Genomic DNA, 19,742 nt, shown 5'->3' on the forward strand with positions numbered 1-19,742 from the left:
CGGTACAAAGAATTGGAATTATAGATAAAATCTTTGTTTGGAAAGATCTCATCTATTTTAGATAATTAAAACCTTACTTTAACATCATATAAAAAACTCGTCAAAAGACGAGTTTTTTTGTGTTTTTAATGCACCAAATCAATTGTCTTATAACACTGTAATTTGAGAAAGGCACCCCAAATCGGAACCCTTTACCAAAATTGAATCAGCTTTTTTGATTATTATTCCTTTTTTTTAGAAAGACACCGATCACATTCCATTAAATAGGATTCAGCTTGTTCCTCCAAATGCTGACCACATTCCGGACATTCCTTTTTAGGCAGATTACGAAAAAATTCAACTGGACTCATTAACATAATACCACTCCTTTTTTAATACAGTTTATTTTTAATCAACCTGTTGTAGAACAGTATAAACAAAAAAAAGTAAATTGTATAGCCTTTTTTAAAAAATTTTGATTTTTTTAAGTCTACCCAAAGTGAGATTGAATTTATCCATAAATTAGTTAAAGTAGCATCATAATTCATAGAGGAAAAGGATATTGAGGTTCTATATAACAAATCATATTTGAGCCAGAACCCTTTTTTACAGATAACGAAGAATTATTTGTGAAAAATCTTACTAAATGGTTGAAAAAAGGTCTTGAATCATTTGCATTGGTTTTGCAGCTTTGGATAGAAAAGAACAAGGATAGCAAACACCCGTCCCGTTGTGACCATAAAGATAAAGACTACTTTCTCTTTTTTTTGATTCGGTTCATCCTAGGCCACCCAATTAAAATATTTTTGTGCGCTTCCCACTCCTGTTCTCTTCACGTTAGAATGAATATGAAAGGTCACTCCAACTTCAGTAAAGATGTCGTTCATCTATCCTTTGCTTTATTCCACTTTTTCTGCTATTTTTGCTCAAAGTCTTCTGCAAATCCAAAAATATCTACTATCACTTCTTTTTGAACTTCATTAAGCGTTTTTTGTAAACGTTGTTCAATTCCCTTTTCTACTACTTTTTCCAGCTGTTGACTTGTTTACCACTTCATACTCAGATATGGCATCTTTTTTTGTTTAAAAAATCTCGCCAAATATATTTTTTTCATTTTTAAATAAATTTTGATTGTAGTAGCGAGAAGCTCTGTAATGAAATGAATGGGCAATTGTATTAGAAAAGAAAATTAATTTCGTCTGAGAGCGAATCTCAGACAGTACCCACACTTTAATTTTATAATATGTTTTTTGTATTTTTTAATCAAAGACTTGGCGGAAGAACATAGATAGAACAAGCATTCTTCTTTACTTTACATAATATAATTATTTATAAAAAATCCTTAGGAGGTCAATAATGAATTACTTGACTCTTCTTCAAAATATGAATGGTGAACAGTACTTAGTCCATTTACAGGAGAATCTAAAAGCTCGCCATCTACTTGACGAAAATCGGAACCTCACACTTGAAAATAGTTCCGAACAGGATTTTCTTGAAATGTTTTTTTTAGAGAAATTGTTTCCTCAAGATAAAAAACTTTCTTCCCCCACTATTAAAGCCTACCGATCGGATGCGAAAACGCTGCTTACTTTTCTGACGTACCATTCCCTTTCCTTTCGGAATATCGGTTTCCCAGAAGTAAAGGCTTATAACCAATTTATTAATGAAAAGTATGCAGCTAAATCTTCAATACGAAAATTGGAGTTTTTCAGAAGGTTATTGGACTTTGGTTATGAAACGCAATTTTACAAAGCACACCTTTCCACTTGGATCTCCAAACCGGTGTCTAAAAAAGGACACTATATAATAGAAGAAACTCGTCATGAAGAAGCACAAACTCGTGTGCAAGTCAGGGAATTGAATCAAAGAGAAGCTGAATTTCTTATTTCCTTCTTTCCTAAAATAGTAAGGGCAACACGAAATCGAGAACAATTGGAGAAGAGGAATTTGCTGATTGGATACCTCCTCTATACTACAGGCCTTCGAGCAAATGAGCTTTTGAGCTTGAATTGGGGAAGTTTTCGATATAACCGTAAAGGATTTTTATTTGTAGATGTCATTGGAAAAGGGAATAAACCTCGATCAATTCCTATAAGGGCTGAAACCAAAGATATTTTATTTAGGTATCGAAAAAGTATGGGAGAAACCATTGAAATAAATATGCAGGATACTAGCCCTCTCTTTTACGCTTTATACAATAAAAATGAGCCCATAGTTAATAAAAAACGGTTGTCCTACCCTGCCCTGTATAAAATTGTGAAAGAAGCTGTACAACTTGCAGGAAAAAATTTAAGCGTAACCCCTCACTGGTTCCGTCATACATTTGTTACTCTTTTGCTTGAGAGCGACGTTCCTCTCGCGGTCGTTAAGGATTGGGCTGGCCATTCGGATATTTCTACAACCAATATATACCTAGAACGCATCAACCAAGATAACTCATATATTTATTTAAATAAAGTTAACTTGTTTTAAAGGCTAATTTTATAAAAATATGCAGCACAGGGGTAATATCCTTTTGTCTTCATCTCACTATTTGCAACAGCAATCTTCAAAAACAGCTTGTGAAAAGTAATCCAATGAAATTGATCTATTTATAAAAGTAATCTCTAATACATTATTAAAAAAGTCTCGAAAATAATATTTCGAGATCTTTTAGATTTGAATTCCTGCGGATTACAGACTTACTATGCATTTTCAGAGTATATAAAAACCCTTAAAAAATATATTTTAATATATATGATGAAATATACTTTAAATATATGTTATTTTTAATATTAATAACATTATAATCATTGATTTTAAATATATATTTGTTTTATAAGAGTCCTTTTTTGCTAGTGTCCTGATGTACCCTCCTTTTTACCTAAATCAATTATTTTTAAGAAGCTTTCCATTTTTCCTCCATAAACATGTTTCTTGGTTGAATTTTTCGACAATTATCACAGGATAAAATTAGTTGGGTGATTGTACATCAAGGAAAAGATAATTTCGTTTAAATTCAAATTCCCAACACACTAAAAATTGGTAATCACAAATTATTCAAGATGGTCTTGCATTGTTTTTATAACGTAACCCTGCTTGCAGGTAACGATCAACCATCTCCCTGGTTTTATGGCCAGTTTGTTTCATAATCGCTATTTCTGTCATTCCCATCATGGCAGCGCTTGTAGATAGTCCACTTCTTAAACTATGTGCCGCAAAGTCGTTTACATCCATACCCAGTTCCCCGATATATTTCTTTATTATGAGTGCTACGGATTTATCACTTAACCTTTCCTTGATATTTCCATGTCGATCAATTGAACGAAACAACGCTCCAGTAGTGATTTTACTTATTTTAATCCATTCTTTAGTTGCTTTAATTGGACAAAATTCATTGTACGTATAAACAACACCTTTTATAAGATCATCATTTTTCGTTTTAGTTTCACGAACCCTTACGTCCATCCCAAGGTCGTTAATTTCTAAATCTTCTATATTAATAGCCACCAGTTCTGAACGTCGGCTCGCCAGGGCAAAACCCAAAAAAAGAATGGCTTTATCACGTACACCAATTAGAGTCGAGGTGTCAATCTTATCGATTAAGGCCGGAAGGACCTGTAGCATCAATGCTTTTTTCGGTTCTTGCCGAGTACCGATTTCTCTTTTAATTCCTTCCAATAAGGCTTGAACTCCAACTTGTTTGGAAGGTGGAAGATGATGTTTGTATTTATGCGCCATATTAATAGAAGAAACTCGTCTTCGAATGGTTGAATATTTATGTGTCGTTGCTAATTCCGATAAATAAAGGCAGATCGTGCCAGCAGATGCCGGTAACGGATCCCGACCATTCAACTCACACCACTCTGTGAAATGCTTCCAGTCCGAGGCGTAACTTCTTTGGGTGTTCTTACTTTTGGAGTTTTGGATGTAGAATTTTATTTTTTCCAGTTTTTCTTTATCAATCTGAAGAAATTTCCCACTTTCAGTTAACATAATATCGAACCTCCTTAACGGCTGGTTTTTCCGGTTTTAAGTTCCGATAACTATATATTATCGGAACTAAGAGTTTGCGTAAACAAAATAGTGTAAAATCCATAATTAAATTCACAGACTAGCAGTGAATCATTTTAAAGGTAACATCTAATGACCACTTTAATTAATAGTCCAGGACTATAATGAAATTTAAAAATAAAGCAAATATTTATAAAAGAAACTCGTCACGAAGAAGAACAAATACGTTTGCACGTCAGGGAATTGAATTTTAGGTATGCTGAAATTCTTATCTACCATAGAGGAAAATTCAGCCTCTAATTATTTAAAATACATTACACAAAGTACTCTAGGGCAAAATTAATAATTTAATAAAAAAAGGTAAAAGTCCTAATATAAAATTTTTCCCAATGTTTTTAAGATGGTTGCGAATTGAAACATAAAATTCCCTTAATTTAGGATGTCTGAGATTTTCATTCTAACGCATTTATCTTTTCTTTTACGTATAACCTTTCATCTAATTTCGTTGTATATTAATTAACGGGAAATTCTGATAATTTGAACATAAATATTAGTCTTATCTTTTATAAAGATCAAGTACTCGTTAAAGATGCTTTCCTCTATCTTTTTAACACTACAGGTGAACATTAATAATAAAAATTATACTTAATAATAATGATGATATAGAAAACAATAATAAATAAATCATATATATATATGTTAAAAAATAATATGCTATATATGCTTAAATATATAGCATATTATTTTAATTGGTGCTCACGAATTGTCTTCTCAATAAGATGAAATTTCTCGGATGATGTTAATACCGTTTTTTCTTCAGAGCCTGCCTTTCCAACTCTTTGAGCTTTTTAAAAATTTCTTTTGCAAGAAATAAAAAAGCCGAATACAAGACACTTTTTATGGTTCTGGTGCAAAGATAAAATAAAAGAGAATAAAGCGCATATATTCTTAGCGAATCGTATCTTAATCTGTAAGCCCAAACAATTGATGGATGAATTCTTTTTGAATTTGGATAGACTGATCCCGTAAATCAATCTGTTCTTTTTTGATCATATGCATGGCTTCTACTCCCGAAAGAATGGATATAGCTGTATCAAAAGACTTGAACCCTAACATAGGAAGGACTCGTCTCTTGATTAACCGATGATCCTGTTCCACGATGTTGTTAAGATATTTCACTTGCCTTATTTGGATGCCTTCTGGCATCTTTTTTTCTTTTTTTAACTCCTCAACTGCTACTGGATAAGCTGGATTCTTATCTACAGTAATGACACGAGGAGTGGATACATGCGAAAAAGCCAAGGCTTTTTTGAAAAAGCGCTTGGCTGATTTGGAATTTTTATTTTTACTTAAGCAAAAATCAATGGTATTCCCTTCTGAATCGACCGCACGATACAAATACATCCATTGTCCTTTTACTTTTATGTAAGTTTCATCTACTCTCTCACGAGTCATTGGTCTGCTTAAGATGACGCCGGATTCTCTTATCCAACTCAGGACCATATTGATGGACCCAACGCATAATCGTTGTGTGAGCTATCGACAGGCCTCGCTCTTCCCAGCACTTCCACACCGCCTCGTACAGCGAAGGCACAAGAAGTCTCCGTAAACCCTGATGAGAGATGAATTAAAAACAGTAAATAGAATAAGTAGAAAAAACCAACGTTTTTCCCGGGATTGTGCCTAGAATATGTACACTGTACTGGATAAGCGTCTCCTTCGGATAGAGCCTGCTCAATTGATATATAATACAAAGAATTAGAAAACCTGTTAGGGAAGCCCAAATCGGCGACAGCCACATTATTCCGGTCCGCTGCTTTCGCTGTAATGGCTCCGGTTGCGATTATAGCCGTATACGTAATCATTCCCATCTGGAAGGCTGAAATTTTCCCTTTCTCCAGCATCTATTCACCCCATTCCATTTTTCTGTTATTATTCCACGAAATATTTAGAAAAAACTCTAAATCAACAAAATGCTGTATATGTTATGGATTTATAGGCGTAGGATTTTTTTCTTTCCGATTCTTTTTCCGTATGCTTGCGATGAGTAGCAGCACTATCGGGATGAACGTAAAAATAGATGATTCCAAAAAAGGAATGATGGTTTCAATAAATTTGGACAGTTCCTGCATGTTGGGAGATGCCCATATGCCGAATAAAATCATCAATAAACCGATTGGAAATACAAGGGGGCGGTAATCAGATAGATGTAACCATTGGGCCGTTCCCAGAACAAGCACATAATAAAATATTGAAAGTTTAATGAACACTCCCATCACCCAAATCACGATCACGACTGACTCAAGATGTTCAAAAAAAGTAGCGACGCTAATGTATCGGAAAGCAGTAAACACCGGATGGGTATAAGTGGTTACTGATTCTCCAAACAACAAAAGGTTAACGATATTGATATAAATCATAGCTAACATACTGAAAAACACCGAAATCATACTCCATTTCCTTCCTTTTTCACGATCTGTCAAAAAAGGGAGCAGCATGGAGGTAAGAAAAACTTGGCCGAACCAAAGCGATGGCTGAATTGCTCCTCTGATCGAAGGTGTTATACCATGCTCCATGATAGGAAACATATTCTCCAGCTTTAAGTCAGGAAGGAGCAGTAAAAATAGTACCAGTGTCAGCAACATATAGATTGGAACGAATATTTGGGCGGCTCTTCCCAGCACATCCACACCGCCTCGTACTGCGAAGGCACAAATAAGAACCATGCTTCCAATGACTACGATCATCGGGGTTTTGGGGAGAAAAGAAGTCATAATGAAATCTGCATATTCCCTGTCAATCAAGCTGGAAACATACAGGAAATAAAACAAGAAGACAAATCCCAGTGCTTTTCCTATAATCCGCCCCGCAATGTGCCGGCTGTATTGAATGATAGTTTCATTTGGGTACATTTTATGTAACTGATATACAACAAACGCTGTAAAAAATCCATTAAAGGACGCCCAAATTGGCGAAATCCACATATCACGAAGGGCATGCTTGCCTGTTACAGTCGGAATGGTAAGAATAGCGGTTGATATCATCGGTGGTAATATAAGAAATGCCATCTGGAATGCAGAAATTTTACCTTTTTCAATCATTTCCTTTTTACCTCATTCTATTTTCTTTTATTATCCCGAAGAAATATTTTGAAAACACTCTTAAATCGGCAAAATACTTTGTATGTGTTATTACTTTATAAGCGTATGATTTCTTTTTCTTATCCGCTTCTTTTTTCGCACAATAGCGGTAATTAGTAGTACCATGGGAATGAACGTCATAATAGATGGTATATAAAAAGGATCAATCGTGCCTAAAAATTGGCCCATTTCCTGTACATTGGGAGCTGCCCATATACCGAATAGTATCACAATAAAACCAAGTGGAAATACAATGGAGCGGTAGTCAGACAAATGCAGCCATTGGGCCGTTCCTAGAACAAGTGCATAATAGAACACGGAAAGTTTGATGAACAACCCCAGCACCCAAATAGTGATCACGACTGACTCAAGATGTTCAAAAAAAGTAGCAACGCTCATGTATCGGAAAGCCATAAACACTGGATAGGTATAAGTGGTTACTGATTCTCCAAATAAGAGAAGGCCAACTATATTGCCAAGAATTAGGGCTACCATAGCGACAGCCACTGAGATCATCCCCCATTTCCTCCCTTTTTCACGATCTGTTACAAAAGGAAGCAGCATAGAGATAAGAGAGACTTCACTGAACCAAGCCTGGGGTACAGCTGATCCAAGGATTGAGGGCATCATACCGTGCCCCATAATCGGAAACATATTCGTTAGTTCTAAGTCAGGCAGGAGCAGAATGAACAGGAACGGTGGAAGCATAAATATCGGAACTAACAGTTGGGCGGCTCTTCCCAATACTTCCACACCGCCTCGTACAGCAAAGGTACAGACTAGAACCATGCTACCGATGATTACGATCATCGGGGTTTTAGGAAAAAAAGAAGTAATAATGAACTCTGCATACTGCCTAGCTATTAGGCCACATGCATGCAATAAAAAGAATAGATAGACAAACCCAACGATTTTTCCTGGAATCTGGCCGATAATATGTCCACTGTATTGGATAATCGATTCCTTCGGGTAGTGCTTATGTAATTGATACACGATAAACACGGTAAAAAATCCAGTGAGGGCACCCCAAATTGGCGAAATCCACATATCACGTTCTGCGTACCTGCCCGTAATGGCTGGAACGACTAGAACGGCGGTTGCGATAATCGTTGGTACAATCATAAGCGTCATCTGAAATGCAGAAATTTTCCCTTTTTCGATCATTTTCTTTTCTCCTTCTTTTTGTTTATTGCCTATGATCCTATTTTTTCTCAAGCATCTTACCAAGCGGTTTGAAAAGTTTTTCAATCAGCTGTGTAGGACCTGGCATGTCCGGAAAGAAAAGAAGGAGGATAGCAAGAAGCCACCCCATTGCCGTTATGGTTACAAAGGTTGCTTTCTCCTTTTTCTGATTTTGATTCATTTTTGGCCATTCATATAATGTGATAATAACCACAACTACAGTTATTGCTAAAACAGTCCATATCATTTCTTTTCTACCTCATTTTCCGGAACACCCGCCGGTGTGGTAGTCAAACCAGGGCGTCTTATACGCGTTTTAATAGCTATTTTTACGTCCACCTGCGGAAGGACCTTATCCCAATGATCTTTGACTTTCTCCCATTCTTTAGGGTATTTACGGTGAAACGCATCTCCAAAACCGAACGCATCAATATTCATCTCTTTCTTCACTTGTTTTAGGGATAGGTTCATGCGTTGTTTGATGTCTTTTTCTAAGTCTTTTTCTATCCTCTTCACAATGTTTGGGCTCATAATGTCAAGATTGCTCCCATTTTGTACAATCGTACCTTCCGATTTTACCTTCACTAGGATCTTCCACTTTTCATTCTTGATGGAAGGGATGAGCTTCGTCTCTTCACGAATGGGATCTAACGATATCGTTTCTCCTTTTTTGGGTTTTACCGTCACCGCAGTCACTTCGACTTCATTGCGTAACCACAACAGTCCTCTGGTTACTTTGATATCAATTTGCCCGACCATTTTATCTTTCTTAAAAATAGTAGTCCCGACGATATCAGCTATCGTTTCTTGTTCGTTTCCAGTCAATGGTGGTAACTTTTTAATCAAAGGCAGGAATGCCGCCTCTGCATCACCTGTTAACATTTGTTCAAAATCTTTCACTGTAATACGCGTACCAACACGCATATCAGCCAGCTTTCGGAGAGCATCTCCCACGTATAGCTCTAAAGGTGGCTGTAATTCTAGAATATTTGCTGCTTTCCCAACACTAACAAACAAATCAGCACGTTCCCGAGGTTCTGGGTGGCGAAGTAAAAAGTCAATTTGCTCATGAATACCTCCTGCTTTTGCGAGCTTCTCCCCGAAAATGTACGCTTTACAGTGCCCCCAAAAGATTTTACGCGGAAATTCTGTCTGAAGCTTTGATGCAGCATCTGCCATATTTTCTCCTATCGCCGATCTCACCAAGACCTGAGGGCCTCCTCCTCCACCTCCCCCCGCTCCCTGCCGCCCGCTGCTCACAGCCCGAGGAATCAAAATTTGAATTGTAAGCCTAATGTTTTTCCCTTTTTCTTTGTCAATGGCAGCCCCTAATACCAGCGCCGTATCTTGCACTTCCCTTCTGTCCCAGCAACCGGTAAGCAGGAAACTAACCGATAACAAGAGAAGGACGAGGAACAACTTTGTAATGTTTTGAGACTGAAAGAGTTTCATCCATACTCACATCCTTCTCGTTTTATCTTTGCTCTACGATTCGCCTCCTTTGCCCGGATTCGGTTTTTGCCCGGGGGCCTGTCGATATGGATTAAATTCACCAGTTAAATGGGGGCGTTTATTCAACATCCACCACGGTCCTCGAATCAAGGTATCTTTTAATTCATGCCCTTTCATCGGAGCGATTGGAGAAAGGTATGGCACCCCAAAAGATCGCAACCCACATAAGTGAATGACGATGGCTATTACTCCAAGCATAATCCCAAGCAAGCCCAGGGATCCAGCAAGCAGGATAATCGGAAAGCGAAGCATTCGCAATGAAATCCCTTGCGTATAGTGCGGGACCATAAAAGATGAAACTCCTGTAATCGCAACAATAATGACCATCGGAGCGGAAACAAGTCCAGCTTGAACGGCTGCTTGACCAATGACTAAAGCGCCGACAATACTAACAGCAGCCCCGACCTGTTTTGGAAGCCGAACCCCTGCTTCCCGCAGGGCTTCAAAGGTTATTTCCATCATTAATGCTTCCACCAGCGCCGGAAAAGGGACAGTTTCCCGTGAAGATGCTACACTAATCAGCAAGGCTGTCGGCACCATCTCCATATGGTAGGTAAGAACAGCTACATAGAGAGAAGGCAAAAGAAGAGACATCACCATAAACACGAAGCGCAGTAAGCGGATGGCTGAACTAATTAGGTAACGCTGATAATAGTCTTCCGGTGACTGAAGTAAGGAAAAAAAACTAATCGGTGCAATTAAGACAAACGGTGTACCGTCTACTAAAATTACCACACGCCCCTCCAGGAGATCCGCAGCTGCTACATCCGGCCTCTCTGTATTGATGAGTTGAGGAAAAGGTGAATAGGGATTGTCTTCAATCAGTTCCTCGATATACCCACTCTCCAATACACTGTCAATGTCGATACGCTGCAACCTGTTTTCGACTTCCTCAATGAGGGTTTGATCAGCAAGTCCTTTCATGTAAGCAATGACAACATGAGTATCAGTATAGCGCCCAATTTTCATCGATTTCATTTTGAGGTCAGGACTTTTGATTTTACGTCGGAGTAGGGAGGTATTGACTGCCAAAGTTTCTACAAAACCTTCCCGTGGCCCACGCACGACACTCTCAGCCTGTGGTTCTTCAATCGATCGTTTTTCCCATTTGCATAGCCCCAAAGCAAGTCCGACCATTTCTTGTTGTACTAAAAGCACGGGGAACCCGATAGAGATATACTCTTTACACTCTGCGAACGTTTTGACCTCTTTCATTTTTGAAATATGTATCTTTTTCTCTAACAATTCACGCGGACTACGAACCCTGCCTTCTGTTTCTGTTACAAGTGGGGCAAGTACATTATCATCAACCTCTTCAAGATTAGATAATCCGTCTATAAATATAAGAACGGCTCTTGTTCGTCCACCAATCAAAAATGTCCGAAAGACTACATCCATGCAATCGTCATACATGGAGTGAAGCACCTGTAAGTTTTCATCTAAGTCTGGAGAAAGCTGTACTTGTTCCATGGTACCCTGTTGTTGTGTATGAAATTGTTTTTGCTGATGGAACCTTTTTCGATTTTTTCGAAAAAACATGGACAGCGCCTTCCTTTTGTTCAATGTGTTATGGAAAATCGTGGTGAAACTTATCTTTATCTTGTGATATATCTAGTAAATTAATCCTATTTAATTGGAAGTTTATTCAACCTTTTCAATATAACGTTGATTTTATGTTTTCTTGTGTACATGAGGAGAACTGCTTTATCTGTTTTTCTATCCATTGTTTCACCTTATATAATCGTTGATCAAACGCCATTTGATACAATCCTGTCATTCGATAGATGGTAAAATGTTTTCGAAACAATCGTTGAAGGTCTTCTTGATATGAAGAAAACCCTATTTTTTGAAAAAGGAACCATTCCATCGCCCACATCACATTTTCTTTATTTTTCCAAAAATTCATAGGGACAGTTGAGAATTCCCTTGTTTGAAATTGATTCGGATAGTTAGCTTGTATCACTTGATAAGGAGAATCCTCAAATATATCAAAAACGCTAGCAAGCCCATTCTGTTTAAAAAAATGATGGTTGATTTTCAGAGGAATTTCTTGAAAAGGAATGTTATATTATTCTTCAATGACTTAACGTACGGCTTCTATCGCTCTTTTCCCTCCCTCTTCCCCCTGCCAGTAACCATACGAAACCTGTTTAAATTCTAAAGGGTGAAATGTTTCAGGATACGCGTTTTGAACCGAAAAAGTTCCATCCATGCATCTGAGCCGGAAAACGTAATCGATAATCCCATAATGTTTTTGCGGTAACGTAATGAGGAATTTGTTTGTAGGGATACCTAAATACTCTTCATCAAGTAACGTGTGATGTAGGCCAAGTATTTCTTTCCTTGATCCCCTACAAAAAAATGGTTAGGAAATCGAGTTCTTTTCCCCTCTAATATGTCTCGATACAGTTGAATCACCTTTTCCTTTTCTGTCACATATAAGTCCCCCTTACTAGTTAACATGTTTATATTTTCCAATTTCATATGATTCATACCAATTAATTCCCGTACAAATAAAGCCTGATACCAATAGTGAAGAACCTAAAAAGGATACAGAGGGGGCAATTGAAACTTCAATACCGTCCTTAAAAGTACATCCTAAACAGAAATATTTGGACGTATTGGAACAAAATCTATAAAGGTATACCTCTATGGACGCACTTTCGATAATACGATATTAATTAATACAATTTATAGTAAAATAAATAATCTCATCTTGTCTTTGTCCTTATATTATTAACTAGACTTGAGTAGATCTAGATTAAAGAACAAACTGTAAATTCACCAAGATAACGTCCTGGATTTGATCCATCATATCCGATTGAAACAGGTAGTTGGCAATACTGTACGTATTACAGTAGATGCGACAATGACCGCTTGAAAATACTTCTATTCTATATAACCCTATCAAAAACCATGGTTTTTGGGGCCAAATAAAAAAGAGGTATAAATTCACCTCTTTTGTGTGCTTTTTTCTATCAAAACTTATCGCAAAATCATACCATCATAAACGGATGTTTTTGACTGTTTATAATCGGTATTATGGTATATAAATGTAAAACCGACTTTTTTCCCTTGCATTTAGGGTTTTATATATTTCTTCTTCAACTAAAGCGCCCGATTGTTGAAGATTAATGCCTAAATCTTATTCGAGATAATCATCCTTTAGTTGAAAAACCTTACTTAAACACCAATCTTCTTACTTCTTCTTTCTAACAAAATCGTATCACGCCACATTCCATCCATTTGACCAATTCGTTCCCGCCTTCCAACTTCTCGAAATTCATACTTTTTATGTAAATTTAGACTTGGAACATTTTCAGGGAATATTCCAGATTGCAGCGTCCAGTAACCGTTCTGTTCACTGGATTCAATTAAAACTTTTAACAGTTTACTTCCGATTCCTTTTCCTTTACTGCTTTGACTAACATAAATACTTACTTCGGCAACACCAGCATATACACTTCGACTTGAGACAGGGCTTAACGCAGCCCATCCTAAAATACTATCTTCTAATCGGGCAACAATACGGCAGTCCATATTATGATTCTTATCCCACTCTTCCCAAGAAGGAGCCTCTTTCTGAAAGGTCGCATTTCCAGTAGTAATACCTTCTAAATAAATTTCCCGTACCCTCTCCCAATCTTCAACGAGCATTTTATCAATTAGTATTGAATTTACCAAAAGACCACCAACTTTATCTTTTTGTAATGTCTTATTATAAAAACTTAATTACTTTACTTCAAGTAATGCTACCAGTTAGTACAGTAATGTCAGAAAACCCGGAACTACATAATTACTCTTTTACACGGTACCAGTATTGATAACTTTCTTGAAACCCTAATTTTGAATAGAGTTTTAATGCAGGTCCGTTGTTCAGCATCACTTGGAGATAAGCATATTCCGCACCGTTTTCTTTTCCCCATTTCAGTAAGTTCAGCATTAACTGCTCTCCAAACCCACGGTTTCTATAATGCACATCCGTAACAATGTCGAAAATTCCCAAGTAACCTCTCTCTAAAACCCCTAACCCACATGCAACGACAGTCTCATTATCATAAAGCGAAATGAAGCATGTTTTTGGAAGAATCAATGAAAGCATTTGCTTCATAGTTGCTTTATTTGTTTCTTTTTGATTGTTGAGTTTACAGAACTGATTTAGCCATTCGTCATTTAATCTCTCGTCTATTTTAACCGTATGTATTAATGGCTCCCTTATCTTCGATAACAACAATAATTGAACGCTTGTATGGTCAATTGCAATGTAGCCATGACCTTCTAGAACTATGTCCAACGTTTCTGGATATACGGACTCTGACATTTTAAAAACAGGTTTCAAGTTTCGAGTGTCAAAAATATTCTCGCAGTAATGAATTTTCTTATCTAGGTCCTCTGTTGACTTATAAATCGGATTGACCGAATTGGCACGCTTCGTATAACCATTGGAAAATCTTATCAACCAACCGTCATAAAGCATTGTCTGTAATGCAGTCCAGGCGTTAAGCGATAACTCTTCAATATTATGAATCATTTCTTATCCCCTCTTTTTTCAGATGAATATAAACAAAATTGTATTTTTATTCAATAGGGTTATGAATATATTTTTAGCTAAATTGCTCTCGTTAATTGAATAATTTATAGTTCGATTACTTACGAATAATTCCTTCTCTTATTCAAGAATATGGCCCGATTGTTGAATACAAATAGCCTATGCTCCCGATGGTATAGGCTATTTTTTTACGAGTTTCTTCTATTATATATTTGTACTTTTCAATTTAATGTCGTATTGCTTAACTAACTTAGATCATCTTCTTAATTAAAATTTCGGCATAGCTTCCACAGCATCCGCCAAGTCACTATGGGAATCTTTTAATATCGTGACTTAAATACGGTTTTTTTCTTCTTATTAAGATGTAACTTCTACCTGTTGTAGTGACGATTCGTTTTAAAAATGGTAGTAGTAAATCTGTGTAAGCTAGATTTTCCCCTCCAGATATAATCCGCAGAAAAAACAATTAGCACATAAAGTCAGAGGAACATCCCGCCCGCTACAGTTTCAAATATATTGGTAGGATATACTGATAAACATAGATTTCAACTTAAGCAGCTTATCGGGGGCAATAATAGTATGGGGGAGTAAAAAAAGAAAAAATTCTTCCGGTCTTATACCCTAAATATTTACAAATAAACTTTCACAGGAATTTGGTTCATTGAAAAATTTTTAAGCCAGTTGAATTCATTTCAACAACTTGCCATTGGAAATGGTAACTTACAATTTCTAATAAATAATACTAATATGTTATTAATTTTGTTTATTCTTTTCCAAACGATTTTTAGATTCAATGGATGTTGCCTCTTTTCTGGTATCGTGATGAGAATTTTGTAGTTTTTCTATAATTTCTTGTTTCCACAACTGATCATTTATACTTTTTGCATAAAGATACAAATCTAAATAATCATTTATCCACATTTTTACCTCAATATAGTTCATAAAAATGCCCCTTTCAGATACTCTTTTTTTAAGCCCATTTAATGACTAAATGTACTTTCCAAAAGTCCGCCTTTTTTTCATTCACGTTTTTCTATATATCCATTGTATTGACCCAAAGTCATCATGTGGATGACTTTGTGAAAGAAATTTTCTATATTCATTTTTCAGTTCTTTTAGTGTTAATTCATTCAAAAATGTCTTATCAACTTTCTTATATCCATTAAAAGCAATTAGTTTATCCACTAATATCTTCCGCCTAGCTTCAACACCTTTCCGATAATCCATTCCCACCAGAATCTCACCTTTTTCTTAATTTATTTACATGAATGCCTTCTAAAACAAAGAGGCTCCCTATTTAGGATTACAAATCATCCTAAATAAAGAGCCTCTAGTAGACCAGCCGGCATTTACTGAATATTCTAAGTAATTATCCATATTATAAAACACATTAATCCTATAAATCAAGTAGGAATTTGAAAAAATAAAATAAACGAGACTATATTGTTTCTTTTAAGGACTCAATAAGTGTATTAACTGGCCGTTTTAATCCGAGATTCTCCCTTAATGTGTTGCCTGTATATTCTTTACGGAACAATCCGCGTTGTTGTAGTACTGGAATAACCAAATTAACGAAATCCTCCAGACTCCCAGGCAAATAAGGGGGGCATGACATTGAATTTGTCCGCTGCTCCATTTTCAAACCATTCTTGCATTTGATCCGCAATTTGTTCAGGTGTACCCTTGATCTCCCGATGTCCGCGGGCATCAGCTATCCGTTGATACAACTTGCGAATCGCCAATCCCTCACGATCTGCAAGATCCTTTTATAATTGGAAACGACTTTTCCCACCATTTATCTGATTCAATTCAGGCAAATCAGGGAGTGGTCCATCCACCGGATATCCTGATAAATCAACACTTATCATGCCAGACAAAATAGATATCCCCGCTTCTTCCGGTATAAGATCCTCAAGCTGCATCTTATTTTCTTCTGCTTCTTCCTCCGTTCTTCCAATAACAGGGAAAATTCCAGGCATAATTTTCAGTTCCTCTGGTGAGCGACCGTATTTCCCCATTCTTCCTTTTACATCGGCATAAAATACTTGTGCCTCTTCTCAAGGGTTTGCCAAGCTGTAAAAATAACCTCTGCAGTCCGCGCTGCAAGCTCCTTCCCTGCATAGGAAGAACCAATCTGAATATAATGTATTGGGTTCAGCTGCACAGATAGCCACTTTGTAAGATGTAAATTTATACTGTTCAAAGTGATACATTATAGCAGTCATCAAAAGCAATGCTTCTGGTAAAACCTAATCCCAGCAGGTAACTATTAAGGGATTTGTTTTATTTTGGAAGGTGAATGGCAGCCTTTCCTTTTTTTGTGCGACCAATTCGGTTTTCGCTCATTTATCCATGTTTATTCCTGCATGTTTATTATTCTCTGAAAATTATTGACTATTAAATTGAAGTTTGCTACTATAATCTTACTAATTCGATCGGATTACATAAAATTAACCTACCAGGCAACTGGAGGCTCCTATATCGTTAATGAGATTAAAAACCTGCCAGGCAGCTGGAGGCTATCTCATTAATGAGGGAGCCTTTTTTATTTATAAGGAGGAGGGAATTTGCAAGATAAATTTTTTCAAAAAAGTAGGAATTTGAAAGTCAAAGGTATTTCGTTGGTAACTATTGCGATTATATTCATCATTTGGTTCACTGTTTCAAATTTAGATCGGGTAGATCCTTTTTTTATCCCTAAACCGCAAGCGGTTTGGTCCGCATTTATTATTTTAATAACAGAGGGGTATAAAGGAATTCCTTTACTAACTCATTTTTCCAGTAGTATGTATCGGCTGTTCACAGCCCTGTTGTTTGCTTTTATAACAGCGGTACCGTTAGGACTATTATGTGGAAATTCAAAAGTTATTCGCTCTATTTTCGATCCGATCATTGAATTTTACAGGCCCCTTCCTCCACTTGCTTATTATGCATTGTTGGTTTTATGGCTTGGTATTGGTTGAGCCAACTCCCCCTTATTTGCTGAAGTATTACAGCCAGCTAGTAGCAAGAATGGTAAAGATAGTGCTAACATTGGTTTTATTATATTTCTTTTCACTTTATTCCCCCCTATTTTAGTGGACAGTCAGAGTCTCTTTATTGTTGAACCATTCACTGAAATGTTCACAGGGTATGTACCAGGAGCTGTTCTAGTACCAACTTTCCATGACCATGTGATGGTAGTTGTTGTCTTTGGTTATAAGCTTTCGTTCGATGATACCCTTTGTTTGAAGTTGAAGAAGAGCTTACGTAGGAAATTCCTGTCCCTGGTATTCCCACACTGGTTGTCCTCCATCCTCTGCAGTTGATTGTATACCTCATACCCCTTCCACCGAAAGAAATGCTTGAGCTATTACTACCAACATTTAATCGCACCCCTGGGGCAATCTTAAAGCTTTTCCGATACCGAAATCCACTATTGAATCCCCCTCTTTTATCCTATAATCTATTATGTTACCGATTGCCATTTGCTGTCAATTGGGTGAAATAATAGGAGGAAAGAATTATAAAAGGTTGAGAGGATGAAACAAAAAGCCTTAAGGCTTATAACAACTGGATTAAGTGATCCTCAGTCATCTGTTGTTTCAGCTCATCCTTGATGAACAAATGCAAACTCATCAAACAAAGACTTAGGTTTAATCAATCATGGGTCCTAGAACTCTTTATCAGAGGACAATAACATGCAACAATTTGAACAACAATTTTTTCTTTAATTCAGGATGCCAGAAATTTACATTCTAACGCATTTATCTTTTCTTTCATGTAATCTAATTTCCTTGTAGATTAATTATCTGAAAATCAAAGTGTCGGTATGCTAAAATGATCCTTATCTTTTAAAAAGATAAATCAAACGTTAAAGATGCTTTCCGCTTACCTTAAAACTCTACCGTCAAACTTCTATTTTTATATAATTTATATTTAATAGAGATGACAACATAGAATACAATAATAAAGATGTCATATATGATAAGACATATAAAATGTAAAAATATGGTATATATGTTGAAATATAATATAAAGTTATTATTAAAATATTAAGATAATAATGATAGTTCCATTTTTATAAGACGAAGGTATTTTTTTATATTATGGGCTAAAGTTTTAATAACAAAAGCCCCCTTAATTAGTATTAAGAGAGCTAAGAGCAGACAATTTTAATGATAAATCCCACACTTTATTGTATTAGAGCCCAAAATGGTTTTTCGGAAAACTGACTGAATACCACAATGAGATCCACTAAGGATAAAGGTTACCAAAGGCCGATTATCAGCAGAAAACCTCGTTGTTATGAACTTTGATAGCAGAACTTATGGGGAATCGAACCCATAAGACCTGTAACGTAGACTACGGATAGGAAAAAGAACATACTTTTTTTAGATGCAAGATCATGAGGTATGCACCCGTTCAGTTGAAAAAGAATTTGTGTATAAACCTTCTAATAGATTATTCTAGAAGAGGAATCAGCGGAATGATCAGTGCATTTAATCATTGTATGATAGCTTTATATAAAAATAACAAATGGCTCTAGTCCTTTTAACCAACCTTGGACTGGGACCCAACCTGTTTTCAGATCCAAAAAAGCAAAAAAGCTGCATCTAAACCACCTAGGAAATGGATAATTCTTTTATTTTACCAATCCAATCCTTGAAGTCTCCAAAGTCACTTGAATCTAATCCAAAATACTTCTTTATTAAGCGGACAGATTCTCTCTCTTGATCATGAAAAACTCCATCTGAAAAGATCAGTTGAAAGATTTCAGTCAAGACAATATTTTGGGAGCGTTCATTTTTGAAAATCCTTAAAATATCATCGATGGCGAGACCCTTTATTTTATAATCCTCAAGATCCATTTCTTTTTGATACTTGTTAAGTATTGAACTTTCGTAAATAGATAAATTCCCGTCAATTTCGGAAATCAGTGCAGCTAGTTCAAGAAACGCAATTTTCTCCTCTGGCTGAAGTTCTGCTAGGAACAATACCTCTCAACTCCTTTAATCATTATTATATTTATACGAACAATGTATGATTAAGTTTCATATTATCGGAAACTAGGGTGGCGAAAAGTGCTTAGCAGATAAATATAGTTAAAAATAGAGCTTTCAAAGCCTCTTACTTAACGAGGAATGAAAGTTCATTTTTATTTAGGAGCCTTTATTTCTTTTAACCGAGGTATTTCATCAATTCGCCTTCATACTACCTAACTATCATTATCTAGCTCCATTTCAATCTCTCAAAGCCTTTTATCCTTCCTATCAAGTTTTTCTTTTAAACCCTCTTTTTAAGAGACTGATTCTCGAACCCTTTCAAAATACATATTATAAATACATCAAAATTCAATATTCAATAGGTTAAATGATACAAAAAGCTATGTTTCGAATTTTATGTAG

The 19,742-nt window shown here is 36.3% G+C and carries 19 protein-coding genes and 2 pseudogenes; 2 read left to right on the forward strand and 19 right to left on the reverse strand.

Annotated elements, in window-relative coordinates; genetic code table 11:
- Nucleotides 1–221: 221 nt before the first annotated feature.
- Together yhfH and AC3ANV_RS13895 are read right to left on the reverse strand one after the other, a co-directional pair.
- On the reverse strand, nt 222–356 hold the full coding sequence (yhfH, locus tag AC3ANV_RS13890; protein ID WP_488309363.1) for a protein YhfH: 135 nt from the start codon (nt 354–356) through the stop codon (nt 222–224).
- A gap of 539 nt (nt 357–895) precedes the next feature.
- A complete protein-coding gene (locus tag AC3ANV_RS13895) occupies nt 896–1,012 on the reverse strand; it encodes a hypothetical protein (protein ID WP_488314219.1) in 117 nt (38 codons plus the stop codon).
- A 323-nt stretch (nt 1,013–1,335) separates the two neighbouring features.
- Between AC3ANV_RS13895 and AC3ANV_RS13900 the strand changes: the two genes are divergently transcribed.
- Nucleotides 1,336–2,451, forward strand: a complete 1,116-nt coding sequence (locus AC3ANV_RS13900) for a tyrosine-type recombinase/integrase (RefSeq protein ID WP_488309364.1) — start codon at nt 1,336–1,338, stop codon at nt 2,449–2,451.
- A 567-nt stretch (nt 2,452–3,018) separates the two neighbouring features.
- Here the strand turns inward: AC3ANV_RS13900 and AC3ANV_RS13905 are convergent.
- The 15 genes and pseudogenes from AC3ANV_RS13905 to AC3ANV_RS13975 all read right to left on the reverse strand — a co-directional run.
- Complete coding sequence (locus AC3ANV_RS13905; protein WP_488309365.1) at nt 3,019–3,954, reverse strand: site-specific integrase; 936 nt, start codon at nt 3,952–3,954, stop codon at nt 3,019–3,021.
- A 981-nt stretch (nt 3,955–4,935) separates the two neighbouring features.
- Nucleotides 4,936–5,530: pseudogene (locus AC3ANV_RS13910) on the reverse strand (IS6 family transposase); the annotation flags it as partial.
- Nucleotides 5,466–5,876: a hypothetical protein gene (locus tag AC3ANV_RS13915; RefSeq protein ID WP_488314359.1), complete on the reverse strand. Its 411-nt coding sequence runs from the start codon at nt 5,874–5,876 to the stop codon at nt 5,466–5,468. The pseudogene AC3ANV_RS13910 and the gene AC3ANV_RS13915, both read right to left, overlap by 65 nt.
- A gap of 81 nt (nt 5,877–5,957) precedes the next feature.
- Nucleotides 5,958–7,073, reverse strand: coding sequence for a GerAB/ArcD/ProY family transporter (locus AC3ANV_RS13920; RefSeq protein WP_488309366.1), 1,116 nt, complete (start codon nt 7,071–7,073; stop codon nt 5,958–5,960).
- A 90-nt stretch (nt 7,074–7,163) separates the two neighbouring features.
- Complete coding sequence (locus AC3ANV_RS13925) at nt 7,164–8,276, reverse strand: GerAB/ArcD/ProY family transporter (RefSeq protein ID WP_488309367.1); 1,113 nt, start codon at nt 8,274–8,276, stop codon at nt 7,164–7,166.
- A gap of 37 nt (nt 8,277–8,313) precedes the next feature.
- The gene (locus AC3ANV_RS13930) at nt 8,314–8,541 is read right to left on the reverse strand and encodes a hypothetical protein (protein WP_488309368.1); all 228 of its coding nucleotides are present in this window, start codon (nt 8,539–8,541) and stop codon (nt 8,314–8,316) included.
- Nucleotides 8,538–9,746, reverse strand: coding sequence for a Ger(x)C family spore germination protein (locus AC3ANV_RS13935; RefSeq protein ID WP_488309369.1), 1,209 nt, complete (start codon nt 9,744–9,746; stop codon nt 8,538–8,540). The genes AC3ANV_RS13930 and AC3ANV_RS13935 overlap by 4 nt, the downstream gene beginning before the upstream one ends.
- A 33-nt stretch (nt 9,747–9,779) precedes the next feature.
- Nucleotides 9,780–11,345 (reverse strand): spore germination protein, encoded by a 1,566-nt coding sequence (locus AC3ANV_RS13940; RefSeq protein WP_488309370.1) that lies wholly within the window; start codon nt 11,343–11,345, stop codon nt 9,780–9,782.
- Between the two features lie 115 nt (nt 11,346–11,460).
- A complete protein-coding gene (locus tag AC3ANV_RS13945) occupies nt 11,461–11,769 on the reverse strand; it encodes a hypothetical protein (protein WP_488309371.1) in 309 nt (102 codons plus the stop codon).
- 329 nt (nt 11,770–12,098) lie between these two features.
- Nucleotides 12,099–12,299: a DUF4046 domain-containing protein gene (locus AC3ANV_RS13950; RefSeq protein WP_488309372.1), complete on the reverse strand. Its 201-nt coding sequence runs from the start codon at nt 12,297–12,299 to the stop codon at nt 12,099–12,101.
- Nucleotides 12,300–12,989: 690 nt separating this feature from the next.
- Nucleotides 12,990–13,463: a GNAT family N-acetyltransferase gene (locus AC3ANV_RS13955; protein WP_488314220.1), complete on the reverse strand. Its 474-nt coding sequence runs from the start codon at nt 13,461–13,463 to the stop codon at nt 12,990–12,992.
- A 139-nt stretch (nt 13,464–13,602) separates the two neighbouring features.
- Nucleotides 13,603–14,337, reverse strand: a complete 735-nt coding sequence (locus tag AC3ANV_RS13960; protein ID WP_488309373.1) for a GNAT family N-acetyltransferase — start codon at nt 14,335–14,337, stop codon at nt 13,603–13,605.
- Between the two features lie 771 nt (nt 14,338–15,108).
- Complete coding sequence (locus AC3ANV_RS13965; protein ID WP_488309374.1) at nt 15,109–15,297, reverse strand: hypothetical protein; 189 nt, start codon at nt 15,295–15,297, stop codon at nt 15,109–15,111.
- A gap of 81 nt (nt 15,298–15,378) precedes the next feature.
- Nucleotides 15,379–15,582 carry a Fur-regulated basic protein FbpA gene (locus tag AC3ANV_RS13970; protein ID WP_488314221.1) on the reverse strand — a complete coding sequence of 68 codons (204 nt, stop codon included), beginning with the start codon at nt 15,580–15,582 and terminating at the stop codon, nt 15,379–15,381.
- A gap of 211 nt (nt 15,583–15,793) precedes the next feature.
- A pseudogene (locus AC3ANV_RS13975) lies at nt 15,794–16,510 on the reverse strand (LLM class flavin-dependent oxidoreductase); the annotation flags it as partial.
- A gap of 412 nt (nt 16,511–16,922) precedes the next feature.
- On the opposite strand from AC3ANV_RS13975, the gene AC3ANV_RS13980 reads away from it, so the two are divergent.
- Nucleotides 16,923–17,318, forward strand: a complete 396-nt coding sequence (locus AC3ANV_RS13980; RefSeq protein WP_488309375.1) for an ABC transporter permease — start codon at nt 16,923–16,925, stop codon at nt 17,316–17,318.
- 160 nt (nt 17,319–17,478) lie between these two features.
- Here AC3ANV_RS13980 and AC3ANV_RS13985 read toward each other — a convergent pair whose 3' ends face one another.
- Both AC3ANV_RS13985 and AC3ANV_RS13990 read right to left on the reverse strand, forming a co-directional pair.
- Nucleotides 17,479–17,730, reverse strand: coding sequence for a DUF4236 domain-containing protein (locus tag AC3ANV_RS13985; protein ID WP_488309376.1), 252 nt, complete (start codon nt 17,728–17,730; stop codon nt 17,479–17,481).
- Between the two features lie 1,229 nt (nt 17,731–18,959).
- On the reverse strand, nt 18,960–19,331 hold the full coding sequence (locus tag AC3ANV_RS13990; protein ID WP_488309377.1) for a hypothetical protein: 372 nt from the start codon (nt 19,329–19,331) through the stop codon (nt 18,960–18,962).
- Between the last annotated feature and the right edge of the window lie 411 nt (nt 19,332–19,742).

Source organism: Neobacillus sp. DFD-2R, from assembly GCF_057747865.1.